The 24,268-nt window shown below is 61.2% G+C and carries 24 protein-coding genes; 13 read left to right on the top strand and 11 right to left on the bottom strand.

The genetic code is table 11. The annotated features are described in order from the left end of the window. Positions 1-6: 6 nt before the first annotated feature. Genes MHY08_RS00120 through MHY08_RS00110 form a run of 3 tightly spaced genes read right to left on the bottom strand, consistent with a single transcriptional unit; the run spans position 7 to position 1,894 of the window. Positions 7-627: an energy-coupling factor transporter transmembrane protein EcfT gene (locus tag MHY08_RS00120; RefSeq protein ID WP_239234610.1), complete on the bottom strand. Its 621-nt coding sequence runs from the start codon at positions 625-627 to the stop codon at positions 7-9. 11 nt (positions 628-638) lie between these two features. After that, positions 639-1,331, bottom strand: a complete 693-nt coding sequence (locus MHY08_RS00115) for an energy-coupling factor ABC transporter ATP-binding protein (protein WP_239228335.1) — start codon at positions 1,329-1,331, stop codon at positions 639-641. After that, a complete protein-coding gene (locus MHY08_RS00110) occupies positions 1,331-1,894 on the bottom strand; it encodes a biotin transporter BioY (protein ID WP_204608668.1) in 564 nt (187 codons plus the stop codon). The genes MHY08_RS00115 and MHY08_RS00110 overlap by 1 nt, the downstream gene beginning before the upstream one ends. Positions 1,895-2,057: 163 nt before the next feature. Here MHY08_RS00110 and MHY08_RS00105 point away from each other — a divergent pair, with 163 nt between their 5' ends. The 5 genes from MHY08_RS00105 (at position 2,058) to MHY08_RS00085 (ending at position 6,505) form a co-directional block, all read left to right on the top strand. Then, a complete protein-coding gene (locus tag MHY08_RS00105; RefSeq protein WP_239234608.1) occupies positions 2,058-2,273 on the top strand; it encodes a DUF3046 domain-containing protein in 216 nt (71 codons plus the stop codon). A 182-nt stretch (positions 2,274-2,455) separates the two neighbouring features. Further along, positions 2,456-3,592: a recombinase RecA gene (recA, locus tag MHY08_RS00100; protein WP_005328639.1), complete on the top strand. Its 1,137-nt coding sequence runs from the start codon at positions 2,456-2,458 to the stop codon at positions 3,590-3,592. A 50-nt stretch (positions 3,593-3,642) separates the two neighbouring features. Then, positions 3,643-4,245 (top strand): recombination regulator RecX, encoded by a 603-nt coding sequence (gene recX / locus MHY08_RS00095; protein WP_239234606.1) that lies wholly within the window; start codon positions 3,643-3,645, stop codon positions 4,243-4,245. Between the two features lie 45 nt (positions 4,246-4,290). Next, positions 4,291-5,853, top strand: coding sequence for a tRNA (N6-isopentenyl adenosine(37)-C2)-methylthiotransferase MiaB (gene miaB, locus MHY08_RS00090; RefSeq protein WP_255710197.1), 1,563 nt, complete (start codon positions 4,291-4,293; stop codon positions 5,851-5,853). A gap of 22 nt (positions 5,854-5,875) precedes the next feature. Further along, the gene (locus MHY08_RS00085; protein WP_239234604.1) at positions 5,876-6,505 is read left to right on the top strand and encodes a DUF898 domain-containing protein; all 630 of its coding nucleotides are present in this window, start codon (positions 5,876-5,878) and stop codon (positions 6,503-6,505) included. Positions 6,506-6,516: 11 nt separating this feature from the next. Here the strand turns inward: MHY08_RS00085 and MHY08_RS00080 are convergent, their stop codons facing one another. Then, positions 6,517-7,647 (bottom strand): GNAT family N-acetyltransferase, encoded by a 1,131-nt coding sequence (locus MHY08_RS00080; protein ID WP_239234602.1) that lies wholly within the window; start codon positions 7,645-7,647, stop codon positions 6,517-6,519. Beyond that, positions 7,647-8,951, bottom strand: coding sequence for a DUF349 domain-containing protein (locus MHY08_RS00075; protein WP_239234600.1), 1,305 nt, complete (start codon positions 8,949-8,951; stop codon positions 7,647-7,649). The genes MHY08_RS00080 and MHY08_RS00075 overlap by 1 nt, the downstream gene beginning before the upstream one ends. 136 nt (positions 8,952-9,087) lie before the next feature. Here MHY08_RS00075 and MHY08_RS00070 point away from each other — a divergent pair, with 136 nt between their 5' ends. The 3 genes from MHY08_RS00070 to dapF are packed head-to-tail and all read left to right on the top strand — an operon-like array spanning position 9,088 to position 11,449. Then, complete coding sequence (locus tag MHY08_RS00070) at positions 9,088-9,687, top strand: hypothetical protein (protein ID WP_239228331.1); 600 nt, start codon at positions 9,088-9,090, stop codon at positions 9,685-9,687. Next, positions 9,675-10,583, top strand: coding sequence for a tRNA (adenosine(37)-N6)-dimethylallyltransferase MiaA (miaA, locus tag MHY08_RS00065; RefSeq protein WP_239234598.1), 909 nt, complete (start codon positions 9,675-9,677; stop codon positions 10,581-10,583). The genes MHY08_RS00070 and miaA overlap by 13 nt, the downstream gene beginning before the upstream one ends. 5 nt (positions 10,584-10,588) lie before the next feature. Continuing rightward, a complete protein-coding gene (gene dapF / locus MHY08_RS00060; protein ID WP_239194064.1) occupies positions 10,589-11,449 on the top strand; it encodes a diaminopimelate epimerase in 861 nt (286 codons plus the stop codon). A gap of 39 nt (positions 11,450-11,488) precedes the next feature. On the opposite strand, the gene MHY08_RS00055 is transcribed toward dapF, so the two are convergent. Continuing rightward, complete coding sequence (locus MHY08_RS00055) at positions 11,489-12,100, bottom strand: hypothetical protein (RefSeq protein WP_255710195.1); 612 nt, start codon at positions 12,098-12,100, stop codon at positions 11,489-11,491. A 36-nt stretch (positions 12,101-12,136) separates the two neighbouring features. Further along, positions 12,137-12,934, bottom strand: coding sequence for a hypothetical protein (locus MHY08_RS00050; RefSeq protein ID WP_204608687.1), 798 nt, complete (start codon positions 12,932-12,934; stop codon positions 12,137-12,139). 75 nt (positions 12,935-13,009) lie between these two features. Here MHY08_RS00050 and hflX point away from each other — a divergent pair, with 75 nt between their 5' ends. From hflX to MHY08_RS00035, 3 genes are all read left to right on the top strand, one after another. Further along, positions 13,010-14,503, top strand: coding sequence for a GTPase HflX (gene hflX, locus MHY08_RS00045; protein ID WP_239234595.1), 1,494 nt, complete (start codon positions 13,010-13,012; stop codon positions 14,501-14,503). Between the two features lie 31 nt (positions 14,504-14,534). Continuing rightward, positions 14,535-15,815: a uracil-xanthine permease family protein gene (locus MHY08_RS00040; RefSeq protein WP_040425259.1), complete on the top strand. Its 1,281-nt coding sequence runs from the start codon at positions 14,535-14,537 to the stop codon at positions 15,813-15,815. 131 nt (positions 15,816-15,946) lie between these two features. Continuing rightward, the gene (locus MHY08_RS00035; RefSeq protein ID WP_239234593.1) at positions 15,947-16,936 is read left to right on the top strand and encodes an HNH endonuclease signature motif containing protein; all 990 of its coding nucleotides are present in this window, start codon (positions 15,947-15,949) and stop codon (positions 16,934-16,936) included. Between the two features lie 68 nt (positions 16,937-17,004). On the opposite strand, the gene MHY08_RS00030 is transcribed toward MHY08_RS00035, so the two are convergent. The 3 genes from MHY08_RS00030 to MHY08_RS00020 are packed head-to-tail and all read right to left on the bottom strand — an operon-like array spanning position 17,005 to position 20,434. Next, positions 17,005-17,274 carry an HPr family phosphocarrier protein gene (locus MHY08_RS00030; protein ID WP_005325102.1) on the bottom strand — a complete coding sequence of 90 codons (270 nt, stop codon included), beginning with the start codon at positions 17,272-17,274 and terminating at the stop codon, positions 17,005-17,007. Between the two features lie 54 nt (positions 17,275-17,328). Further along, on the bottom strand, positions 17,329-19,455 hold the full coding sequence (locus MHY08_RS00025; protein WP_239234591.1) for a fructose-specific PTS transporter subunit EIIC: 2,127 nt from the start codon (positions 19,453-19,455) through the stop codon (positions 17,329-17,331). 13 nt (positions 19,456-19,468) lie between these two features. Further along, positions 19,469-20,434 (bottom strand): 1-phosphofructokinase family hexose kinase, encoded by a 966-nt coding sequence (locus MHY08_RS00020; RefSeq protein ID WP_239234589.1) that lies wholly within the window; start codon positions 20,432-20,434, stop codon positions 19,469-19,471. 197 nt (positions 20,435-20,631) lie between these two features. Here MHY08_RS00020 and ptsP point away from each other — a divergent pair, with 197 nt between their 5' ends. Next, on the top strand, positions 20,632-22,320 hold the full coding sequence (ptsP, locus tag MHY08_RS00015) for a phosphoenolpyruvate--protein phosphotransferase (RefSeq protein WP_239194048.1): 1,689 nt from the start codon (positions 20,632-20,634) through the stop codon (positions 22,318-22,320). A gap of 21 nt (positions 22,321-22,341) precedes the next feature. On the opposite strand, the gene MHY08_RS00010 is transcribed toward ptsP, so the two are convergent. Further along, positions 22,342-23,124 carry a DeoR/GlpR family DNA-binding transcription regulator gene (locus MHY08_RS00010; protein WP_239194046.1) on the bottom strand — a complete coding sequence of 261 codons (783 nt, stop codon included), beginning with the start codon at positions 23,122-23,124 and terminating at the stop codon, positions 22,342-22,344. Between the two features lie 562 nt (positions 23,125-23,686). On the opposite strand from MHY08_RS00010, the gene MHY08_RS00005 reads away from it, so the two are divergent. Next, the gene (locus MHY08_RS00005) at positions 23,687-24,190 is read left to right on the top strand and encodes a hypothetical protein (RefSeq protein ID WP_239234587.1); all 504 of its coding nucleotides are present in this window, start codon (positions 23,687-23,689) and stop codon (positions 24,188-24,190) included. The last annotated feature ends 78 nt before the right edge of the window (positions 24,191-24,268 follow it).

Below are 24,268 nucleotides of genomic sequence, written 5' to 3'. Positions count from 1 at the left end.
TTGCTGCTAGTCGCCGACGCCGCGGGCCTGCAACGCTTCACCCATCGCGCGCGCTCGCCGGATGGAGCGAATAATAACGGGGGTTCCAAATGCGAGCGGGGACATCCCGGCACCGCGCGCTTTGCGGGCATCTAGGACTTCATAGACGGTTTCAAACATCAACGGGATGAGCCGAATAGTCAGTGACATAGCCAAGCTGATGTTTTCTACCGGTATTCCCAGTCGCTTTAGGGGCTGCAGCGATTCTTCCAGCGATTCCATGATTTCATCTACCGTGGAGGTCAGCGTGAGCAAGAAGGCAGCCATCATAGCGGCGAAGACATTGAGGAACATCACCGCCGCATAGTCGAAGTCCTTTGCCCACCATTGAAAGCCTGCCAAGGGGACTAAGAAAAAGAGAGGCGGCCAGATCTGACTCCACGCAATGCGCAGTGGAATCCGGGCGCAAGCATAGAGAAAGACGACAAAAATGACGCCGCCTGCTGCCCACGGAATAGACTTGAAAAAGATGCTGGTGACCAGGATAAAGACTAAGAGGAATGCGATCTTCCAACTAGGCTTGATGCGGTGAACAAAGCTGGTGCCATCAACATAGACGGAAAGTGGGAGATTCGTGCGTCGTTGCATGAGAATTCTCCCTACAGCGGCCGCTGGGCCATGAGGTCTTGGTAAAAATCTATGACCTCCGCAGGCCGGCCATCCGCGGCGATGTGGTGGTCATCGATGCAAATGACCCGATCAAAATCGCTTAGAAAGTCTAGATCGTGCGTCACCACAATTAGTTGCTGTTCCAATCGCGCGAATTCTCTTTTGATTCGATCGCGGTTGCGCAGATCCAGCAGGGTAGTGGGCTCATCAGCGATGATGAGAATCGGGTCGATGACCATGACCGCTGCTAGCGCGAGTAGTTGCTTTTGTCCGCCAGACAGCGTGTGCGGTGAGCGCTCAGCAAATTCGGCGAGTCCGAAGCGCTCGAGGGCAGCATCCACGCGGGCGAGGCGCTCGTGTTTGGGCAGCTTGAAGCGGCGGAGCGAAAAGGCGACGTCATCGCGCACATTGGGCATGACAATCTGGTTTTCGGCATCCGAAAAGACAAACCCCACCTTTTCGCGCACCTTTTTGCCCTGCTTGGCGACGTCCATCTGGTCCACCGTCACCGTACCTTCACTAGGCTCGCCCAACCCATTAATGAGCCGGGTCAAGGTGGATTTCCCGCCACCATTCTGGCCGATGATGCCAATGCGTTGTTCGGTGAGGGTGAGGTTGATGTCCTCGAGCACCACGGTGTCATCAAAGGCCACCGTGACCGAGGAAAAGTCGATCGTGGGCACTAGGCAGCCTTTCGTCCCATCAGATCAGGGAAGGCCGCGTGAACGCCGAGAGCGATGATGACGGCAACTACAAGCTTTCCGGCATCGACAGGGATGAAGGGCAATTGGGCGGCGAAGGCTGGACCAATGTCCAAGCCGGAGCGGATCATGAGACCAAAGGCCCCGCAGATGTATTGGACGGCAAGGCCGACAATTGCGGCAACGGCAAGTACGACGGCCATGCCGCCCTTGTTCTTAGGGGAGCGGTAGGCAATTGCACCTGCCACTGCTGGCGAGAGAACATAGCCGATGATGTAGCCCGCGGTTGGGCCTGCCAGTGCGCGGAGCGTGGTACCGCCACCTGCCAGAACTGGGAGGGCGAGGCCCAGGAACAAGAAGAGAAGTCCCACGTATCCGCCGCGCTTGCTGCCCAAAATTAGGCCGGCGAGGATGAGCGCTGCGTTTTGCAGCACGATGGGCACGCCGGCCGAACCGATGGGGATGGACACGAAGGCAAGGACGATGACGAGAGCGGTAAACACGGCAACATAGGCAATGGTGGTTGCCAGAGAGTTCTTTTTCATGTTCAAGAGGTTAGCACTGCATGAAAACTGCAGACAATTGAGGGTTTTGAACGGTGTTCATCCGCGGCTGATGATAGTGAGGCGGGGCCATTGCGGCGGGCTCCCAATCGACGCTTTCTGGACCGCTGGCGCCCGTGCTTAAGTGCTGAGTAGGATAGCGCGCATGCGATTGACCGAGTATCACCAGCTCATTGTGGACGAATTTGGCGAGTCTAAGGGAAAGTGGATTAGCCACTCCCATGTCTTGCCTGACCTCGGGGCAACGCCCGATGAGCTTATCGAACACGGCGTCGATCCGCGTCGCGTCTGGCTGAGCCTGTGCGATGACTTTGATGTACCGAAGGAGCGCAGGTTGGGAGTCGATTACCCAACTTTATAGCGCGGTCGAATTCGGCGGACTGGCGTGTTCACTTTCAAAATTCGAACAGATGTATGTAAGATGGCGGAAGTGTCGATGCAGTCGTCTACAGTGGGATGGCGTTGACGGAGGGAACCGTTTGAGTTCCACGGCAGTCTAATAATGCGTGAGTACATCGTCGTTAAAGATAAGGATGAAAGTTAATGGCAACCAAAAAGAAGTCTTCTTCTGCCGCCTCTAAGGGAGATGACCGCCAAAAGGCCCTCGATGCCGCAATGGCCATGATTGAGAAGGATTACGGCAAAGGCGCTGTGATGCGCCTGGGCGATGACAACCGCCCACCGATTAAGGCCATTTCTTCCGGTAATACCGCAATCGATGTCGCTCTGGGTATTGGCGGTTTCCCGCGCGGGCGCATCGTAGAGATTTATGGCCCGGAGTCTTCTGGTAAGACCACTGTTGCGCTGCACGCTATTGCATCCGCGCAAAAGGATGGCGGCATTGCCGCGTTTATTGACGCCGAGCACGCGCTCGACCCGCAGTATGCTCGCCTGCTTGGCGTGGATACCGATAACCTCTTGGTTTCCCAGCCAGATACCGGCGAACAGGCCTTGGAGATTGCCGATATGCTGGTACGCTCCGGTGCTATTGACATCATTGTCGTTGACTCCGTGGCTGCTCTTACCCCGAAGGCGGAAATTGAAGGTGAGATGGGCGATAGCCACGTCGGCCTCCAGGCCCGCCTGATGTCCCAGGCGCTGCGCAAGATGACCGGTGCCCTGTACAACTCCGGTACCACCGCTATCTTCATTAACCAGCTGCGCGAAAAGATTGGCGTGATGTTCGGCTCGCCAGAGACCACCACCGGTGGTAAGGCGCTCAAGTTCTACTCTTCCGTGCGCTGCGATATCCGCCGCATTCAGACCTTGAAAGACGGCCAAGATGCCATCGGTAACCGCACCAAGCTCAAGGTAGTAAAGAACAAGGTCTCGCCACCATTTAAGATTGCCGAGTTCGACATCATGTATGGCGAAGGCATCTCTCGCGAGTCCTCCATCATTGACCTTGGCGTCGAAAACGGCTTCATCCGCAAGTCCGGCTCCTGGTTTACCTACGAAGGCGACCAGTTGGGCCAGGGTAAGGAGAAGGCGCGTAATTTCCTGAAGGATAACCCGGATCTGGCCAATGAAATCGAGCAGAAGATTTTCCAGAAGCTCGGTATCGGCGAGGCCGCGGCCGAAGGCGAGGAGGGTGCCGCGATGGACGTTCCTGGTGCCGATGACCCATTGACCGATGAGTCCGTTGATCTCGTTCCAAACGTCGATTTTGATGACGACTAAAATCGTCTAGCCCGTCCCCACACAATCCGCGTACCATTTGAATCTGCATCATGAATCAGCCCGCCCCCGAAAAACTCGCCCAACTTCGTCAGGCCCTTGAGGCCTATGAGAATGGAGCAGCTGGGGGCGGGCTTTTTGATCGAGAGGCAGAAGAAGCCAAGGCCAAGGTTCGCTCTCGGGCGCTGGGTCTTTTGGATCAGCGTTCTAGGTCCCGGAAAGAGCTCTATGATCGTCTAGTCAAAGCCGAGTTTGAGCCAGATGTCGTGGAGGACGTGCTAGATGATTTAGCCCACGCGGGGCTGGTGAATGACGCCGCTTTTGCACACGAGTGGGTGCGCCAACGACATAAGCGGCGCGGCAAGTCCAGCTCGGTTCTCAACAGGGAATTGCGGGAAAAGGGCGTGAGCGAGGCCGATCGTGCTGAGGCCCTCGAGCAAATTGACCCTGCCGATGAACAAGCCATGGCACAGGCCCTTGCGGAAAAGAAGGCTCGCTCCATTAAATCCGTACCGGAGGATCGCAAGGAGCGCGACAAGGCCCTACGCCGCATCGTGGGGGTGCTGGCACGCCGCGGCTTCAATGAAGGAATGTCGCTACAGATCGCAATCGCAGCGCTTGACGCGCGGTGCGCGGAACTGCGCGCAGACGACTGATTCGGCGGGCCACGGGTGCGCCGAAATGACAAAGACGCGGCAGTTATGAGATGCCTAGCTTCATGGCTAAACTATGCCGACGTGGAGCAGACAATCGCAGATAACCGTACCTATGAAGTCCGAACTTTCGGCTGCCAGATGAATGTGCACGATTCCGAGCGCATCTCTGGCCTTTTGGAGGAGGCCGGCTACGCGGCCGCCGGCGAAGGCGTGGAGCCAGATCTCATCGTCTTCAATACCTGCGCCGTGCGCGAAAATGCCGATAAGCGGCTCTACGGCACCTTGGGTGCCTTGAAGAAGACAAAGGAAAACCACCCCGGCATGCAAATTGCCGTGGGCGGTTGCCTGGCGCAGAAAGACAAGGACACCGTCCTCGATAATGCCCCGTGGGTTGATGCTGTCTTTGGCACTCACAATATGGCGGCCCTGCCGACGCTGCTGGAGCGCGCCCGACACAATGATGAAGCCCAGGTGGAAATCGTTGATTCCCTCGAGGCTTTTCCGTCGGTCTTGCCAGCCAAGCGTGAGTCTGCCTATGCCGGCTGGGTTTCTGTTTCCGTAGGCTGCAATAACACCTGTACCTTCTGCATTGTTCCTTCCTTGCGCGGCAAGGAAGAGGATCGCCGGCCCGGCGATATCCTGGCCGAGGTTAAAGCCTTGGTGGACCAGGGCGTATCCGAGGTCACTCTGCTGGGGCAAAACGTCAATGCTTATGGCGTCAATTTCGCCGATCCCGATATGCCTCGCGACCGTTTCGCCTTTTCTAAGCTGCTGCGCGAGGTGGGAAAGATCGAAGGCCTTGAGCGCCTGCGCTTTACCTCCCCGCACCCGGCGGAGTTTACTTCCGACGTCATCGACGCCATGGCCGAAACCCCGGCCGTGTGCCCGCAGTTGCATATGCCGCTGCAGTCTGGCTCCGACAAGGTCCTTAAGGACATGCGCCGTTCCTACCGCACTAAGAAGTTCCTGCGGATTTTGGACGAGGTACGGGACAAGATTCCGCACGCCGCAATCACGACCGATATCATCGTGGGCTTCCCAGGCGAGACCGAGGAAGACTTCCAAGACACCATGGAGCTTGTGCGCCGCGCTCGCTTTGCCTCGGCCTTTACCTTCCAGTACTCGCCGCGTCCGGGAACCCCGGCTGCGGAAATGGAGGACCAGATTCCCAAGGAAGTCGTTCAGGATCGTTTCGAGCGTCTCGTTGCCCTGCAAGATAGCATTCAGGCAGAGGAAAACAAGAAGCTCATCGGCACGGATGTGGAGCTTTTGGTGCAGGCCGAAGGTGGCCGAAAAAACGATGAAACCCACCGCATGACAGGCCGTGCGCGCGATGGCCGTCTGGTGCATTTCGCCCCGGTTGATTCGGATGGCACGGATATTTCGGCGGAGATTCGCCCTGGCGATGTGGTGCATACCCAGGTCACCGGTGCGGGCTCCTTCTTCTTGCTCGCCGACGCCGCCGTTACCTCCCACACCCGTACCAAGGCCGGGGACATGTCTGCTGCCGGCGAAACGCCTACCACCGCACCCATCGGCGTCGGTCTGGGATTGCCGTCGATTGGCAAGCCCGCGGCGGCCGAATCCGGCGATTCCTGCGGTTGCTAGCAGGGGAGTAGGCTAGGGAGCCATGACTGAGGAACATTCGACCACCGCAGCCCGCAATGCAGCTAACGCTGAGCGTAGAGCAGCACAAACAATGGACCTCGGTGGCCACAAGGTGACGCTGTGTATTGCAGTGGTGGCCTATATCCTCTACCTGATTTTGCCCTACGCCGGTCCAGCCCACGGTTGGGAGGCATTGACGTTCGGCACCACATCTAGTGGCGTCAGGATTTCCATCATGGAAACCGTCTCTGCGTGGCTCGCGCTCATTGGGCTGGGCATTCTTACTCCGGTGACGCTGTTTACCCGACGCGCCACGCCTGGGCTGGTTGCATGGATGCTGGTGACGGTGTCCTTCTTTGCCAACCTATGGGGTTTCTGGTTCCGTGGCTCTACCGCCGACGGGGCGTCGCTGGGAATGTGGGTAGGAATGCTGGCTACCTTCCTAGCATTTCTGGCCTATAGCATGGTGGCGCTGCGCCGCAGCCCAGAGCAGAAGGCCGCCGAAGCCCGCGTGCGCGCCACCGCCGGACAGCTTGATGAGGTGGGCGAATTCCAATCCAGGATTGACGCGGCACCGCAGCAGGAGCCACTGGAGGACAATCGCCGCAAGCAAGCCGCCGAACGCCACCGTGCCCAGCGCGGAGAGCAGTAGGCCTACCGCCACTAGTCCCGCAGCCGCAATTCCCACGCAGAAGAGCGGGAAAGTTCCCGGGCGCCCAGGCTGCGGTAAATGGCATTCATGGCCGCGTCCTTGGCGGCAACGGAACAATAGCAGCGCCGTACCCGCGGCCAATATCCTGCCACTTCATGCAGCGCTGTGAGCTTGGCTAGCTGCGCAAGTCCGCGGTGGCGGTGCGGGCGATCGGTCACTGTCAGAGTCCACTCGCATACTTCAGGATTCGCGTCCTCGTGCCGAGCCATTTCTGTCAGTGCGAGTATGCTTCCGTCCTCGGCGGTGAGTGCGATAAGAAGCGTGTGCCCGCGGCGAGAGCGCAGGCGGCTGTGCGCTTCGCGCAATCGAGCACGCGTCCACACGATGGGCTCCACCGTCAGATCACCGGTTTCCGCGTCTGTGGACGCTAGGCTAAGCAGCCGCATGACCTCGTCGAGGTAGTCCTCAGGGATGTCGTAATCCGGCCAGATTCGGGCGGTTATCCCCGCCGGGAGCAGTGCTGCGACAGGGCTTTCGGGGATGTCCATCACCAGCTGGTGTTCCGCATGCCGTTGCGTAAAACCAAGCTCGCGGTAGATGCTGCCCATAGCGTCGTAGTCTGGGTCCGCGCCCGGCGGGTGCAATAGCCCCACGTGCGCTACGGTGCGGCCGAGTTTACGGGCCAGCTCCAGCGCCTTCGCACCCATCCACTCGGCTACTTGGCGCCCCTCCTCATCGAGCTGTTCGCCAGGGAGGGGCAAATCGCACAGCACGCACTCAATTTCTGCTGCCTCGCGCTCTTCTAAAAGCGGCAGGCTAATGTGGATGAACCCGAGGTAATCCAGCTCCGGGCTGGGTTCTATTGCAGGAATCTGCGGCAGTCCCAGCTCGGAAACCTCACCAAGGGTAGAGTCGCCGTCCACTACGGCAAAGAGATGGGTCTGCGATTCGCTAGAACCCTGCAGACGCTGGACCACGCGGCCCGGCGACGTCGATGCCGCGGCATCGCCGCTTGCTTCTTGGGCCGCCAAGTTGGCCCAAAAGACGAAGCTGCGAATGCAATCCGCAGGTTCGCTGGGCCGGGCGTCAGTGCTAGGCGAGTGCGGCGGCCGCGCTGGCCGCGCAATCTGGACGAGGTGCACTACTTATCGTTGACGGCGTTAGCGGCGGCGTCGGCAAAAGCCTGCCACTGCTCAGCCTGCGCGCGCAGATCAGCGGCCTTCTTCGCATTGCCCTTGGCCTCAGCTGCCTCGGCCTGGGAGTTAAACACATCGACCTTAGCCTGGAACTGCGCCACGCGTGCTTGCGCCTCTGGGTCGGTGCGGCGCCACTCGGACTTTTCTGCGTCAGCGACGCGCTGCTCCAGTGCCTCAATCTTGGACTCGTACTCGCGCACCTGCTTGCGGGGAACGAAGCCAATCTCTTCCCACTTTTCCTGCAGCTCGCGCAGCTTAGCCTTCGCACCCTCGATTCCCTTGGACGGGTCGATCTGGCCGTCGTATTCCGCAATCAAGGCGTCCTTGGCCTTGGCATTTTCCGCAAACTCACGGTCGCGCTCGTCATTGACGGCATTGCGGGCATTAAAGAACTTGTCTTGGGCGGCGCGAAAGCGGGCCCAGAGCTTATCGTCTACGTCGCGCGGGGCGCGGCCGGCGGCCTTCCACTCGGTCATCAAATCGCGGTAGGCGCGGGCGGTGGGTCCCCACTCGGTGGAATCCTGGATGGCCTCGGCACGCTCGACGAGTTCTTCCTTCTTCTTGCGGGCAACCGCACGGGCGCGGTCCAGCTCGGCAAAATGGGAGCCGCGACGGCGGTTGAAGGAATCGCGGGCGCGGGAGTAGCGCTTCCATAGGGCATCGTCGGTCTTGCGATCAATGCCCTTAATTTGCTTCCACTCTTCTAGGATGGCGCGGATGCGGTCGCCGGCGGCCTTCCATTCGGTGGAGTTTTCGGCAATTTCTTCTGCCTCAGCTGCCAGCTTTTCCTTGGCAGCAATAGCTTCCTCGCGGCGGCGCTCCTTATCAGCCTGCGCCTGCTCGCCGGCTTCTACCGAGTGCTCAATGACGGCAACAAGGCGGCGGTCAAGGGCCGCGATATCACCGATCACCGCAGCGGTAGGCAGGGTGTCGCGCAGTTGCGCTGCGGTCTTCTTGATGCCAGCGGCCTCGCTGGGGTTGGCGCGCAGGCGCGCCTCGAGCAGTTCAATTTCGGTGGAGAGATCGTCGTAGCGCGCGCCGTAGTGCTGTAGGCCCTCCTCGGGGGTGCCGGCCTGCCATTCGCCAATCTTGCGTTCGCCCTCCGGAGCGGAAACGAAGACGGAACCATCCGCGTCGACCCGGCCCCACTTGGCCGGGTCATTCTTGCTGGGTGCCTGGACGGGAACAGGCTTTGCGGTGGGACGAGGGCCCTTCTTGGGCATGGAACCTGGGGTAGGGATGGGAGACATGACAAGCCCTCCTATGCATAGATCGCCGCGCGTCACGGCTGCCGAATAAAATCACTGGATACATTACCGCGAATATTCCGCGCGTGCCCAGATTCTATTTAATTACCTCCACTTGGGTAGATAGTATGGAGGAATAATGTTCAATCTCATGGTAATGCCAGCCTCACCCGCGCTGGCCGTGGAGCTTTCCTCCAATGACGCCGCCTCCCGCGCACTGCTTGCCGCTGCCCGCACCCTTGCGGTGGAAGCTGCGGCCGCCGGCATAACGCAGGTAGATATCGTCGGCAGCCAGGACAAGCGCTGGTACACCGCCCACACCGGCAGCTTAAAGGCGTGGGGTGCAGCCACGAACCTAGGCGGCGGCAATTATCTACCCGAGATTATGGCCCGGTACGTGCTGCACAGTGTGCCGCAGCTTAACGCCCGCGCTAGCCGGGAGCACATCGGCCAGCCGGATCCGGCGGCGCTGACCATCGTCGTGGCAGATGGCAGCGCGGGCTTGACCGAGCGCGCCCCCTTGGCGCTCGTTCCCGGTGCCCAGGAAGCGCACGAGTGGTGCGAGGAGGTGCTCATGGGGGCGTCGGCAAGCAAGGCAGGCGAGTGGCTTTCCCAGCGCGGTGTGGTTGAGCCCGCACTGTGGGAGGAGTTAGCAGGACTACAGCCAAAGAAGGCGCAATTGCTGGCCACCGACGCCACCTTGGGCGTCGGCCGCTACGTTGCAGGATGGGAGGTCTAATGCGCCCCATTGCAGTGTTTGGACCCACCGCCTCCGGCAAATCTGCGCTGGGGTTGGCGCTGGCGCAGGAGCTAGACGGCGAGGTGGTCAACGTCGATTCCATGCAGCTCTACCGCGGCATGGACATTGGCACCGCCAAGCTCACCCCTGCCGAGCGCGAAGGAATCCCGCACCACCAGCTCGATGTGTGGGACGTGGCCGAAACCGCCTCTGTGGCGCGCTACCAGCGCGATGCCATCGCGGACGTGGAAGGCATCATGGCCCGCGGCAAGACGCCAATCTTGGTCGGCGGCTCCATGCTTTATGCCCAAGCGCTTGTCGACGACTGGCAGTTCCCACCCACCGACCCCGCCGTCCGCGCCAAGTATGAGGCCCGGCGCGTAGAAATCGGTACCGATGCCCTGCACGAGGAGCTGGCGCAGGTGGATCCGGCCGCGGCCGCCATCATTGAAGATAAGGACCCACGGCGCACCGTGCGCGCCTTGGAAGTCATCGAATTGACCGGCAAACCCTATAAGGCTAGTCAACCACCGAAGGACGCACCGCCGCGGTGGGGCACCCGTTTGCTCGGCCTGCGCACCACCGCAGACTGGCTTAATCCGCGCATCGAGCTGCGCACCCGCCAGATGTTTGAGCGCGGGCTCATCGAGGAAGTCGAGCGCCTCCAAGCCAAGGGCTTGGTGGCCGATTCCACTGCCGGGCGCGCCATTGGCTATGCGCAGGTATTCCAAGCCCAGCGCGGCGAACTTACGTGGGATGAGGCCGTTGAGCGCACGATTACCGGGACACGGCGCTACGTGCGCCGCCAACGCTCGTGGTTCAATCGCGACAAGCGCATCACGTGGTTGGATGCCGCGGGCGATACGACCGCCCAGGCGCTGCGCGCGCTAGGGTAGGGAGCATGAAATTTGCCAAGGGTCATGGAACTGAGAACGACTTTGTCATCGTCGAAGACCACGCGGCCGCCACGCCGCTTGCCCCCGAGCGCGTAGCGGCGCTGTGCGATCGCCGCGCCGGTATCGGCGGCGACGGATTGCTGCGTGTCGTGCGCGCCGAGGCCTTGCTCGCGGCCGGGGAAATCGAGTCGCTGCCCGAGGGCATCGCGCCCCATGACTGGTTCATGGATTATCGCAACGCCGACGGTTCCGTGGCCGAAATGTGCGGCAACGGCACCCGCGTTTTCGCCCACTGGCTGCGCTCGCGCGGCCTCGTGGAAGAAGACGAGTTCACCATCGGCACCCGCGCCGGAGCCAAGCGCGTGACGGTGCACTCGTGTGATGAGCACGCGGCCGAGGTCACCGTGGAGATGGGACCGGCCGAAGTAACGGGTGTATCCACCGCGTCTATGGCTGGGGAGAGCTACGCCGGTTTGGGCGTTGACATGGGCAACCCCCACCTCGCGGCCGTGGTGCCGGGGCTGGACGCCGAGGGACTTGCGGCCAAGACTTTCAAGCAGCCCGTCGTTGATGAGTCCTTCTTCCCGGCCGGCGTGAATGTTGAGCTGGTAACCCCGCTGCGCGATGGCCACGTGCACATGCGCGTCTTTGAGCGCGGGGTAGGAGAGACCCGCTCCTGCGGCACCGGCACCGTGGCGGCCGCGACCGCCGCGCTTGCCGACGCCGCCGTTGACCACACCACCACCCCTCACGGCACCGTGCACGTACACGTCCCCGGCGGGGAGGTGACGGTGGACATCTACGAGGGTGGCTCGCGCCTGACCGGCCCGTCCGCGATCGTCGCCACCGGCGAGACCTCGCTTTAGGCCGCGCAGCGCGCGGCGCACGCAGTGAGCGGTGAGTGCTTAGGCGCTGCGCCCTTCGCCTTCCTCTTCCTCGAACGCTTGCTCTTCGAGGGCTTGGCGGCGCAGGGCGCGATTTTTTACTTCGTTCTTTTCATACTTCGGCCCGAGCGCAAAAGCGGCGCGGCGGGCCGATAGCCAGGTTTCCTTGAGCTCGCGGGCTCGTTCATCGGTCACCTTGAGCAAGGATTCCAGCTCGTTGGTGCTGACCTCTTCCGCATTCACGCGCAGGTTCAACCGGCGCAGGAACCGTCGCGCGCCCGAAATCTCATAGTGGAAGGCCTCGATGGTGGGGTCGGAGCAATCCAGATCTAAAAGCGCCGGCCGGTAGAGCGTGCGGTCCGCGATCTTCTCGGCCGTCTCGGAGGACTGGAAGTCTTCGTATTCCGCCAAGACGTCCTCGATATCTTCGGCCGAGAGCCGAATGGAGCTGCGCAGCGCCGCCTGCTCCGAGGCATCCGGCCGAGTGTGGAGCATGAGTAAAGCTGCCGCGATAAGTAGTGCCGCGATGAAAACCCCGGGAAGTTTTAGGGTTGCCACAACCGCCACTGATCCCACCAGGATCAGCGCGAGAACCAGCACCCGCCGGTTCCTCGCATTTTCAGGGAAGGGCATCCACACAGCTATTCCACCAGACCTTTGCGTCAGTTCTTAGTGGCCGCCGCAGCCGCAGCCACCAGAGCCGCAACCGCAGCCAGCGCCGTCGCCGCAGCCACCGCTGGGCATTTCAATAGAAGCCGTCAGCAGGGCGGTGCCGGCCACGATAGAGTCCTTAGCAGGCAGCTCGTCGCTACCCGCAGGCAGGCAGAGATCGAAGGGGAAGAGGCCATCCATGACGAGGTGGGCGAATTTCTCGCCGGTTAGCTCATTGGTACGCCACTCGGATTCCATGACGCGGGCCGCAAAAGTCGCGGCCGGGGTAGGAACCTCCGCGCCAGAGCCGGAGGAGATAACCTTCGCCCCCGCGGACTCAAAGAGCGCCGGGAACTCGCCCTCGGCCGCCTCATAGGCATCGGCAGACTCGTAGGTGCGGACATCGAGGCCCATGGCGGTGAGGGAGATTTGCTGCCATTGCTGCAAGGGTTCGTCGGCAAGCAAAGGCCCCTGCGCCAGGTTCGCGGTGGCCTGGGCGATGGTGGTGCCGAAAGGATCGATAATTTCCAGCAGGGCAAGAACATCGTTGACCATCTCTACGTGGGCGAACCCCTGTGTCACGGCATCGAAGCCAATGTAGGTAGCAAAAGGCTCCACCGCGAGAATATTGAGTTGCGCGCCCGATGGATCGGTGAACTGGATCAGCTGGCCACCGCGTACCTCACCGGTAACGGCCAAGCGATCGCTAGCGATGGCGGCCTCGACGGCATCCTGCCAGCGCTCGAAATTGAGGCCGATGGCCTGCATCTCGGTATTCTGCTTCACCCCAGTGTCCTTATCGTTCATGCCCGCCATTGTATCGCCTTGTGCAGCCAGCTAAGAATCCGCAATTCCCGCTTTCGGCCGCAACATGCCAAAATGAAAGGTAGTATGACCGAATTTTCCCAGCACAATAACGACGATCTCCTCGCCCGCGCGTTCCGCGATAACGACGCCCCGGCCGTGCCAGACGCAACACCCACCACAGGTGACCTTGACCTGGCAGAGCGTAACGCCTTCCGTCGCGTTACCCGTGAGACCACCATCCGCGCCGAAGACACCACCGATGGCTACGAGGTGGAGTACCGTAAGCTGCGCCTCGAGCGCGTCATTCTGGTTGGCGTGTGGACCGAAGGCACCGTGGCCGAAGTCGAAGCCACCATGGATGAGCTCGCGGCGCTGACCGAGACCGCCGGCGCCGAAGTCGTGGAGATGATCTATCAAAAGCGCGATAAGCCAGACTCCGGCACCTTCATCGGCTCCGGCAAGGTCAAGGAATTGCGCGACATCGTCGAGGCCACCGGTGCGGATACCGTGGTGTGCGATGGCGAGCTCAACCCCGGCCAGCTCACCGCTCTCGAGCGCGCGCTTAACACCAAGGTCATTGACCGCACGATGCTCATCCTTGACATCTTTGCCCAGCACGCCAAGTCCAAAGAGGGCAAGGCGCAGGTCTCCTTGGCGCAGCTGGAATACCTCTACACCCATACCCGTGGTTGGGGCGGCAACCTTTCGCGACAGGCGGGCGGCCGCGCCGGCTCCAACGGCGGCGTCGGCCTGCGTGGTCCCGGTGAGACCAAGATTGAGACGGACCGCCGCCGCATCCGCACGGAGATGGCCCGCCTGCGCAGGGAGCTGCGCGCTATGAAGACCGCCCGTGAGGTCAAGCGTTCCAAGCGCCAGCGCTCAACCATCGCGCAGATAGCCATTGCCGGCTACACCAATGCCGGAAAGTCCTCGCTCATTAACGCCATGACCGGCGCCGGCGTGCTGGTGGAGGACGCACTCTTTGCCACGTTGGACCCCACGACTCGCCGTGCCACGCTTGCCGACGGCCGCCAGGTCGTCTTCACCGATACCGTCGGCTTTGTCCGCCACTTGCCCACGCAGCTAGTCGAGGCCTTCAAATCCACCCTGGAAGAGGTGCTGGCCGCCGATATTATGTTGCACGTGGTCGATGGTTCTGACCCCTTCCCGCTCAAGCAGATTGAGGCCGTCAACCAGGTCATCTATGACATTGTCGCGGAAACCGGGGAACAGGCACCGCCCGAGATTATTGTGATTAATAAGATCGACCAGGCCGACCCGCTAGTGCTCGCCGAGCTGCGCCACGTACTCGACCATGAGGATGTTGTCTACGTATCCGCGCGCACGGGCGAGGGAATCGACGAGCTGACCGCGCGCGTGGAGCTTTTCCTCAACTCCCGCGATAGCCACGTCAAGCTGCAGGTTCCCTTCACCCGCGGCGATGTGGTCGCCCGCGTTCACGCCGAGGGCACGGTGCGCCACGAGGAGTACACGGCCGAAGGCACGCTTGTCGACGTCCGCCTTCCCGCACCCACCGCCCGCGAACTCGCCGAATTCATCGTGGAGGAAGTTTCCTAAAACCACCCCGGGTGATCCATAATTAAGGCTCGTGAGCTTAAAAGGTTGGACCGTCCACGGAGACGGTAAAAGGATTGCACCGGGCGCGGTCGTGGCGCCGGAAGAACGACTCAGCTGGGGCCGAACCATCGGCATCGGAATGCAGCACGTGGTGGCCATGTTCGGCGCCACGCTTTTGGTTCCCACCCTGACCGGATTCCCCGTCAATACGACGCTGCTCTTTTCCGGTCTCGGAACCATTTTGTTCCTGCTTATCACGCGCAACCGGCTGCCGTCTTACCTCGGTTCCTCGTTCGCGTTCATTGCGCCACTTTCGGCGTCGCAGCAGTACGGCATCGCCGCGCAGGCCGGCTCCATTTTGGTCACCGGCCTCGTCTTGGCCGCGGTGGGTGTGGCAGTCAAGATCGCCGGCCGCCGCGTCCTAGACGCCGTCATGCCGCCGGCCGTCACCGGTGCCATCGTGGCACTTATCGGCCTGAACCTAGCACCCAATGCGGCCGAGAACTTCGCCTCCCAGCCGCTCGTGGCCGCCGTGACACTGCTCGTTATCTTGCTGGCCACCGTCGCCGGCCGCGGTATGGTCTCGCGTCTGTCCATCCTGCTCGGCGTGGTCGTCGGCTGGGTTTTCGCTGCGCTGACCGGCAACCTTGGCGATGACGCCGTCGCGGCCATCGATGCCGCCCCGTGGGTGGGCCTGCCGGAATTCCACGCGCCTTCTTTCAACGTCTCCGCCATTGCCGTGGCGCTTCCCGTACTGGTAGTTCTCATCGCGGAAAACGTCGGCCACGTCAAGGCCGTCTCCGAGATGACAAAGCGCGATCTCGATGACCTAGCCGGTGACGCCCTCATTGCCGATGGCCTCGCGTCCACCCTTGCCGGCGGCTTCGGTGGCTCCGGTACCACGACCTACGCCGAAAATATCGGCGTGATGGCCGCAACCCGTGTATATTCCACCGCCGCCTATTGGGTAGCAGCCTTTACCGCGATCCTTTTGGCCTTCGTGCCGAAGTTTGGTGCGCTGATTTTCACCATCCCGACCGGCGTTCTGGGCGGCGCCTGCATCGTACTGTATGGACTCATCGGCATGCTAGGTGTGCGCATCTGGATGGATAATAAGGTTAATTTCAATAACCCGGTCAACCTGACCGCGGCCGCGGTGGCGCTTATCGCAGGCATCGGCAACCTGACCCTCACCGTGGGTGGGGTCTCCCTCGAGGGCATCGCGTGGGGCTCGGTAGGCATCATTGTGGCCTATCCGATAATGAAGAAGCTCTACGATTCCGTCGGCGAGGGGCACGGCGCCAAGTATTAATTTTCCACCTGTGGATAACTGCCCGTCGCGCGACCGCGGCGGGCAGTGTTGTTGACGGGCCAACGCGGGTTATCCACAGCGAGCCGATATGCGGCTCGCGAAGGCGTGCGGGGGCTATTTTACTTAGCGGCATGACCGCATTGGACGCATACTTAAACGCAGTGAACGCCGGCATGGACATTGTCGCCGCCGTTCAAGGGCTTAGCGATCGCGAGCTCATCGCGCGGGGCGCCTCCGACATCGCCGCGCGCGACCTGTTGCGTCTATGCGATACCTATTTCGGCCGGTGCGGCTTTGCTGCCAAACAGCGAGCGGCGCGGCAGACTAGGCATTCCCTCGACGTGCTACTGCTGATTGAAAAATACGCCTTGCGCTTGTCGACGCAGCGCGATGCCTGGACCCTACGCACCGAACTGTGTGCCTTTCGCGGCAGCGCCACCGCCTTGGAAAAGCGTGCCCGCGCTTTGGTACGCGAGCTGCGACCGCGCCGCGCGCCCGAAAAGGGAGTGCGCATCACCCGCCGCTCCGGCGGCCCATGGTCACTGACCATTACCGGGGATTCGGCCGATGTGGCGGATATGCACGCTGCATTGGATGCCAATAAGCCCCTGGAATCTGCCAAAGACCTCTTCTTTGGCAAGGCGGATGCGACGCGGGCGACGGTGACGACGAAGGTGGTTCTCACACTCGACGAGCTCGACCGCGTAGTAGACGGAGACGGCGAGGAAATCACCCTCCAACTCACCAATGGCGCTCGAATCACCGGAGCGGAGCTTGTCGCGCGGACACTGAGCGACCACGGCTATGTTACGCTCGTCCATCCCCACGAGGGGCCGGTCAACCTCTACCGCACCTCGCGCGTAGCCAACGACAAGCAGCGGCTCATGGCGGCTGCGGTCAACCCGGTATGCCCGTGGGAGAGCTGTAACTACCCCGCCGACAAGTGCCAGATTCACCACCTCAAAGCGTGGAAGCATGGCGGCGAGACCAACGCTGCGAACCTTGCGACCTGCTGTTCCTATCACAATGGCGTCAATGACGATGACCCCAACGCCCCGCCGCGCCGTGGCCGGCTAGCCCGCGTGCGCGGGCAGGTGACGTGGGTGCCACCGTGGGGATAGGTGGCGTCGGCAAGCGAAAAGCTCCCCACCGCAAGGGCGGGGAGCCTAAAGTGGAACCGTTTTAGGACTTAGGAAGCGTCCAGGTCCTTCTCGATGAGAGCAGCAATCTTTTCCACTGCTTCTTCGTTTTCGGAGGTGACGGTAACCTCATCGCCCTGTTCTGCGCCAAGAGCCATGATCATCAGGGAAGAGGCCGCATCGGTCTCATCCTCATCATCATCGCCGACCAGGTTGAGGAAGATATCCTCATCGAACTCGCCGGCAGCGTCCGCGATAATAGATGCAGGACGTGCGTGCAGGCCTACAGAGGAGCCAACCTTTACAGTCTTGGAAGCCATCGAAAATATCCTTTCTTACGGGGATTTTTAGAATCCAGTGTACGAGTGTTTGGTTTATGCTGCCACGTTCTGGGTGGCTTCTTCGGCGGCCCTGTTAGGCCAGAACTGCTTCATCGCCAGCACCGCCGCAGTGGAGACAACCACGCCGGCCGCGATGGCCACGAGGTAGCCCCAGAACGGGTCGATGGCGAAGAAGACGAAGACGCCGCCGTGCGGGGCACGGGAACCGACCGACAAGGCCATCGAAATCGCGCCCGTCACCGCGCCGCCGGCCATCATCGAAGGGATGACGCGGAACGGGTCGGCCGCCGCAAACGGGATGGCGCCCTCCGAGACGAAGGACAGACCCAGCAGCCAGGCAGACTTGCCGTTCTCCTGCTCGGCCGGGGTAAACAGCGACTTGCGGATAAACGTAGCCAGCGACAGCGCAATTGGTGCGACCATGCCGGACGCCATGACGGCGGCCATGATCTGCATGGAGGATTCGTCACCGGTAGACAGCCCGGCCGTCGCGAAGAGGTAGGCCGCCTTATTGACTGGGCCGCCCAAGTCGAAGCACATCATCAGGCCGAGAATGATACCCAGCAATACAGCCGAAGAGCCGGACATGGACGATAGCCAATTTTGCAGGCCCTCCATGATGGCTGCCAACGGTGCACCCAGCAGCAGGTACATTGCGAGGCCGACGATTAGAGAGGTCAGCAGCGGGATAATAACAACCGGCATGAGGGAGCCTAGCCAGCGCGGTACCTTCCAGTTGCCAATCCACATCGCGATGAAGCCTGCCAGCAGACCGGTAACCAGACCACCGATGAAGCCAGCGCCCAAGGTGACCGCGATCGCGCCGCCCGCGAAGCCTGGGGCGATGCCCGGACGGCCGGCGAGCGCGTAGGCGATGTAGCCCGACAGCGCGGCGACGATAAAGCCCATTGCTGCTTGGCCTATAGCGAAGAGAACTGCGCCAAGGTAGAGCAGCAGGCCGGAGCGCTCGAAGTGCATGAGTTCGCCGTCAATGGTCACGTCGTGGCCGGGGAGGTTGCCGAGCGAAAAGTCCGTCGATAGTGCCTGCCAGCCGTTGGCCATATCGGCACCGCCGAAAAGGAAGCCGAGGGCAAGCAGCAGGCCGCCGGCCGCGACGAACGGGACCATATAGGACACGCCGGTCATAATTGCCTGTTGGATGCGCTTGCCCCAACCGAGCGACTGACCTTCTTCTTCCGCATCGGCGCGGGTAGCAGTGCCAGAGACCTTGTGGGCGTGCGGGTTGTGAGCGGCAGCGACGGCCTTGTCGAGCATGGTGCCGGGCTCATTGATGGCGCGTTTGACGCCGGATTCGATTACCGGCTTGCCGGCGAAGCGTTCGCGGTCGCGCACGCCGACGTCCGTGGCGAAGATGACCGCATCGGCCGCGTCGATCGTGGATTGGGAGACAGACTCATTATTAGACGAGCCCTGCGTCTCAACGGTCAGAGATACGTCATCGCGCTCGGCCGCGGTTTGGGTGAGGGCGTCGGCCGCCATGTAGGTGTGGGCGATGCCGGTGGGGCAGGCGGTGATGGCCACGATGCGGGTGACATCGGCCGAAGGTTCTGCGTTGGTAGGGGTTGCGGCCGAGGACGCGGTGGCGGAGGAGCCGGCGGTGCCGGCGGCAGCGGCACCGGTTGCGGCAGTGCTGGCAGCAGCGCCCTGGGCGGCCGATTCCTCGGCTGGCTTCTTCTTCGGCTTTTCGGCGTTGACTACGTCCAGCACAAGCCGGACGATTTCTTCCTTGGTGGGGGCGTTGCGCAGGGACTCGAGGAAGTCCTTGCGTACTAGAGCGCGGGCCAACTTGGACAAAATCTTCAAGTGGGCTTTGCCACCGCCGGCCGGAGCAGCGATGAGGAAGACTAGCTGGGCGTCGCCGTCGGGGCCGGAGAAATCCACGCCGCGGCTCAGGCGGGCGAATGCGAGGGTGGGTTCGGTCACTGCCTCGGAGCGGCAGTGCGGGATGGCGACTCCGCCAGGGACGCCGGTACCGGCCTTGGCCTCGCGGTCGATGGCGGGCTGTGCCAAGCCGGCGATGTCGGTGGCTCGGCCGGTGTCATGGACCAGCGTGGCCAGGTTGGTAATTACGGAGTCAACGCTGTCGCCGAAGTCGGCGTCGAGCGCGACTAGGTCGGTAGTGATGAGGTCGGAAGCCATGATTAGGCACTCCTTAGGCTAGCGAGTTTAGGGTGGTATGGGCGATATCGAGTTCTTCTGGGCGAGGGAATTGGGTGCCTTGTTTGGATGCAGCCGCAGTTCCGTAGGCCACCGACTGCGCCAGGCTATCGGCCGGCGACTTACCGGCGGTACGGCCGAGGAGATATCCAGCGAGCGCGGCGTCACCGGCGCCTACAGTGGATTTCACCGTTGCTGGCGGGGGAGTTGCAGCCCAAGCGCCGTCCGCGGTAACCAGCACCGCGCCGGCACCGCCAAGGGTGACGAGTACTTCTGCGATGCCCTGCTTGACGACGTCCCGGGCCGCCCGCACAACCCCCGCGTACTCGCCGCGTGCGGCCTGGTCTTCCAATTCACGGCCGTCGGTTCCGGTGAGCTGGCCGAGCTCTAGTCCGTTCGGCTTAATGAGATCCGGCGCAGCAGAATTGAGGTTTTCGCCAATGGCCTGCATTGGGGCATCGGACGTATCGACGGCAATGCGAGCCTGTGGTGCGGCCGCGCGGACTGCGGAGATGAGGTCGCAATACCAATCGGTGTTGACGCCACGCGGCAGGGAGCCGGCTAGAACCACCCAGTCGGAGGCAAGGGCGCGGGCGGTGAGTTCGGAGGTAATGGCGCGGGAGTCGGCGTCGGAAAGCGCAGGGCCTGGACCGTTGACCTTGGTGGTGGTGCCATCAGGCTCTGTGATGGTGGCATTGACGCGAACTGCGCCGTCCATGGGGATTGCAGAGGAAGGCAGCCCGGCCGAGTGGATGAGATTTAGGAAAGAATCGGAGTCGTGGGCCGGGAAAAGAGCCAAGGAGTGCTCGCCAGCCAAGTGCACGGCATGGGTGACGTTTACACCCTTGCCGCCAGCAACCTGTGTGACCTCGCTGGCACGGTGGACATCACCGGAGGTCAATGGCTCGCTGAGCACAAGGGTGGCGTCGATACTGGGATTAGGGGTCAGCGTGAGAATCAAGTTGTCCCTTTCGCAGGTTGTATATTGGGGCCGAACGCCGTTGGAGAGAACCTCGCGGGCATGGCCCGCCCTCAATGTTGATTCTTGTCCGATTGTGTCCGAAAGTCAACAGAATTTCTGTGGTATACATTGCTTTTCTATCCGATTTGTGGTGTTCTGGAAGTTAATAAACCGCTATCTTCGAAGGAAGTACGCTCATGGAAAACGCGTCTGAGTCCACAATCAAAGGAACCGGTGTCGTTGCCGGAGTCGCCTACGCCGAAGCCGTGTGGGTCCGCCCTCGCCCGGCCTTGCCTACCGAGGGAAGCATTGATCCAGAGCAAGCGAGCGATTCTGAGTACGACCGCTTCCTTGCGGCCGTAGATACTGTCGCTGGCCGCTTGGAGCAGCGGGCTGCTGCCGCGGAGGGCCAGGCTGCGGAAGTTCTGACCGCAACGGCCGGCATGGTCAAGGACCGTGGTTGGCATAAGGCGGTGCGCAAGAATATCCGCACCGGCCGGGATGCGGAATTCGCTACTGTCGGTGCCACCGATAAGTTTGTCACCATGTTTGAGGCTGCCGGCGGCATGATGGCAGAGCGCACCACTGACTTGAAGGACGTGCGCGACCGCGTAATCGCAGAGCTGCGCGGCGAGGAAGAGCCGGGCCTGCCGCTCGTAGACGGCGAGGCCGTGCTGTTCGCGGACGATTTGGCCCCGGCCGATACCGCGACGCTGGATACCAAGCACATCAAGGCCCTTGTTACCGAACTTGGTGGACCTACCAGCCATACGGCCATCATCGCCCGTCAGTTGGATATTCCATGCATCGTTGCTGTGGGCGCCGCGCTGAGCGATATTGAAAGCGGCACGTTGGTATTCGTCGATGGTGCAGTGGGCGCCGTCACCCTTGGGGCCGACGAAAAGACTTCCACAAAGGCAGTGGCTGAGTATCGCGAGCGTGCGGCACGCGTTGCCCAGTGGCGCGGCCCGGCTGAGACCAAGGACGGCCACCGTGTGCAGCTGCTTGCCAACGTCGCTGATGGCAACGCCGCCCGCATTGCTTCGGATTCGCAAGCAGAGGGTATCGGCCTGTACCGCACGGAACTATCGTTCCTCTCGGCCAGTGAAGAGCCCAGCGTTGACGAGCAGGCAAAGATTTACGGCAAGGTTTTTAATGCCTTTCCTGAATCAAAGGTTGTCGTGCGTACGCTGGATGCCGGATCCGATAAACCTATCTCTTATGCCACGCTAAGCTCCGAGGAAAACCCAGCATTGGGTGTTCGTGGGCTGCGTATTGCACGCGATAATGAGGCTCTGCTGACCCGCCAGCTGGATGCGATTGCGCAGGCGGCTGCGGCTCGCGATGACAAAGCATCTACCTGGGTGATGGCTCCTATGGTTGCCACCTCTACCGAGGCCCAGTGGTTTGCTAGCCTGTGCCGCGAGCGCGGCCTGACTGCCGGCGCCATGATTGAGGTTCCGGCCGCAGCGCTTATGGCCGATAAAATCATGCCGCACCTTGATTTCGTGTCTATCGGCACTAATGACCTGACTCAGTACACTATGGCTGCGGACCGCCTGTCGCCACAGCTGGCCTACCTGACCGACCCGTGGCAGCCGGCTGTGCTGCGGCTCATTCAGCACACCTGCATCGTGGGCCAAGCCAATAACGTTGCGGTAGGCGTGTGCGGTGAGGCGGCGGCCGACCCAATGTTGGCCTGCGTGCTTACCGGCTTGGGCGTAAATTCGCTATCCGCAGCGTCGACCGCAGTTGCGGGCGTCGGCGCGCAGCTGGCGGAGGTTACCTTAGAACAGTGCCAGCAGTTGGCAGAGGTAGCACTGGATGCGGAGAGCCCTGACGCTGCCCGTACCGCAGTGGTCGAGCGCATGGAGTCCTTCGCCTAAAGTAGGCGAAGGATCGGGGGACTATTCGCTGGCGAGCACGACCTCAATCTCGCGCTCGCGCAGCGCCTCCACGAAGGAATCGGGGGCAGCGGCGTCCGTAATGACGACGTCGATATCGGCGGCAGAGGCGAAACTTACCAAATAGTCATTGCCCAGCTTGCTGGAGTCACACATGACCACAACCTTGTGGGCATTGGTGACAAAGGCGGATTTGATGGCTGCCTCTTGGGAATCGGCCGTCGACAAGCCATGGTCCAGGGTTAGGGCATTGGTGCCGATAAAGGCGACGTCGGCACGCATCAAAGCCAGGGTGCGCAGTGCGGTATCGCCAACGACGGCTTGGGTAATCGCGCGGACCGTACCGCCAAGTAGCTGGACGTCAGGCACGCCATTGCCCGCTAGCGACAGGGCAATAGGCAGGCTATTGGAGACAATATTAAACTGCGCCTGCGGGTACTGCTGTCCAATGAGCTCCGCGAACGCGTTAATGGTGGTGCCTGCGTCCAAGAAAATGCTGCCGCCGCCCTGGGGAAGAAAATCTAGGGCCGCGCGGGCGATAGCCGCTTTTGCGCCAGAGGCGGACCGCTGGCGGGTATCTAGGGTAAGCTCCGCGGTCTGGAAGGATTGGGAGGCTACTGCGCCGCCGTGCACGCGATGGACGACGCCCTCACGGTCAAGTACCGCAAGGTCGCGGCGAATGGTCTCGGCCGTAACTTCGAAGCGTTCTGAGAGCTCAGTGACGTTGACGCGGCCTTCAACGGCGGTGAGGGAAGCAATTTGGCGACGCCGCTCTTCTGCGTACATGATTCCTCCTTGAATCTAGAGACATCGCATCATGGGGTGGGGGTAAACATTGCCACGTTCTGCGGAAGTAAAAATCCGGCGATGTTGTTTTGCTTAGTCCATTGTCTCAAAAATCGGGAATAAACGGACTGAAGCAAAAATTTGCACAGCTGCGTCCGATATCTAGCACCCTGAAATACCTGGTTATCGGCCAAAGTGGGAAAGTGGGATTTTCGTCTCTATAGGTGTCCGGGTCCGAAATAGAGCGAAAATGGGGGTGGCTGGGACGCAGGCCGCGTCAAAGAGGCCTAAACGACAGGATGTGTTGGTGAGTTTGTATGGTTAGTCGGTTTGACGTGTTGATATTAGGAGTATTTCACTTATTCGGAGGGATATTCCAGCTTCGATAATGAAATACCGTCAAAGGCATGCCGGTGTGCTAGGCGCCTAGGGTCACGATGAGGGGATGAGTAAAAATCATCCTCGATGCCCCGTCTGCAGCGGGGCATGTACGAAACACGGAACAACGAGTGCTGGGCGCCAACGATGGCGATGCCGCACCTGCAAGGCCACCTTCACCCGCGTGAATAACGATGCCGTGCAAGCCAAATGGTTCCGCCTTTTCATTTCCTGGCTTACCTCCAGCAACAGCCTGGAAGAAACAGCTAAAACCTGCGGTGTTTCAACGCGAACTTTGCAACGACGCTTCACACCGTTCTGGCTTATCCAACCACCCCGAAGTGTTGATGAGCAGCGAATCTACGACCAAATCTTCATCGACGGCACCTACTTCAACACCAAATGCCTTGTTGTGGCTGACGACTCCAGCCATGTCATCAATTGGTTCTGGTGCACGAAAGAATCCTCCTGGTCGTATATGCGCCTGCTGGACGAGCTAGCCCCACCACAATTGGTTACCTGCGATGGGGATTCCGGAGGGCTTAAAGCACTACGCAGCCTGTGGCCTCATACCCCGGTTCAACGCTGCATTGTCCACGTCAAACGCACTATCCAACGCGCCACCGGCCTTTATCCCACCTCGCCTGGGGTTGCCCGCAAATCGTGGACACGTAGTGGAGCTACCTAGTGGTTAGGCAGCTATTTCTTTTCTGCTGGTGGTTAGACCAATGTGGTTCTCGAAGTCGACGGGGCTTACCATACCGAG

This window comes from Corynebacterium sp. ACRPJ, assembly GCF_022347345.1.
GTDB classification, from domain to species: domain Bacteria; phylum Actinomycetota; class Actinomycetes; order Mycobacteriales; family Mycobacteriaceae; genus Corynebacterium; species Corynebacterium tuberculostearicum_D.
Note: the sequence above shows the minus strand (reverse complement) of the source record. Positions and strands in the feature narration are given on the sequence as shown.

What these genes read in the sequence shown, in the direction of transcription:
- dapF (WP_239194064.1), top strand. Translation starts at nt 10,589, where the DNA reads ATGAAATTTGCCAAGGGTCATGGAACTGAGAACGACTTTGTCATCGTC.
- recX (WP_239234606.1), top strand. Translation starts at nt 3,643, where the DNA reads ATGAATCAGCCCGCCCCCGAAAAACTCGCCCAACTTCGTCAGGCCCTT.
- MHY08_RS00110 (WP_204608668.1), bottom strand. Translation starts at nt 1,894, where the DNA reads ATGAAAAAGAACTCTCTGGCAACCACCATTGCCTATGTTGCCGTGTTT.
- MHY08_RS00120 (WP_239234610.1), bottom strand. Translation starts at nt 627, where the DNA reads ATGCAACGACGCACGAATCTCCCACTTTCCGTCTATGTTGATGGCACC.
- MHY08_RS00030 (WP_005325102.1), bottom strand. Translation starts at nt 17,274, where the DNA reads ATGGCTTCCAAGACTGTAAAGGTTGGCTCCTCTGTAGGCCTGCACGCA.
- MHY08_RS00025 (WP_239234591.1), bottom strand. Translation starts at nt 19,455, where the DNA reads ATGGCTTCCGACCTCATCACTACCGACCTAGTCGCGCTCGACGCCGAC.
- miaA (WP_239234598.1), top strand. Translation starts at nt 9,675, where the DNA reads ATGGGAGGTCTAATGCGCCCCATTGCAGTGTTTGGACCCACCGCCTCC.
- ptsP (WP_239194048.1), top strand. Translation starts at nt 20,632, where the DNA reads ATGGAAAACGCGTCTGAGTCCACAATCAAAGGAACCGGTGTCGTTGCC.
- miaB (WP_255710197.1), top strand. Translation starts at nt 4,291, where the DNA reads ATGAGATGCCTAGCTTCATGGCTAAACTATGCCGACGTGGAGCAGACA.
- MHY08_RS00050 (WP_204608687.1), bottom strand. Translation starts at nt 12,934, where the DNA reads ATGGCGGGCATGAACGATAAGGACACTGGGGTGAAGCAGAATACCGAG.
- MHY08_RS00070 (WP_239228331.1), top strand. Translation starts at nt 9,088, where the DNA reads ATGTTCAATCTCATGGTAATGCCAGCCTCACCCGCGCTGGCCGTGGAG.
- MHY08_RS00035 (WP_239234593.1), top strand. Translation starts at nt 15,947, where the DNA reads ATGACCGCATTGGACGCATACTTAAACGCAGTGAACGCCGGCATGGAC.
- recA (WP_005328639.1), top strand. Translation starts at nt 2,456, where the DNA reads ATGGCAACCAAAAAGAAGTCTTCTTCTGCCGCCTCTAAGGGAGATGAC.
- hflX (WP_239234595.1), top strand. Translation starts at nt 13,010, where the DNA reads ATGACCGAATTTTCCCAGCACAATAACGACGATCTCCTCGCCCGCGCG.
- MHY08_RS00105 (WP_239234608.1), top strand. Translation starts at nt 2,058, where the DNA reads ATGCGATTGACCGAGTATCACCAGCTCATTGTGGACGAATTTGGCGAG.
- MHY08_RS00055 (WP_255710195.1), bottom strand. Translation starts at nt 12,100, where the DNA reads ATGCCCTTCCCTGAAAATGCGAGGAACCGGCGGGTGCTGGTTCTCGCG.
- MHY08_RS00075 (WP_239234600.1), bottom strand. Translation starts at nt 8,951, where the DNA reads ATGTCTCCCATCCCTACCCCAGGTTCCATGCCCAAGAAGGGCCCTCGT.
- MHY08_RS00085 (WP_239234604.1), top strand. Translation starts at nt 5,876, where the DNA reads ATGACTGAGGAACATTCGACCACCGCAGCCCGCAATGCAGCTAACGCT.
- MHY08_RS00010 (WP_239194046.1), bottom strand. Translation starts at nt 23,124, where the DNA reads ATGTACGCAGAAGAGCGGCGTCGCCAAATTGCTTCCCTCACCGCCGTT.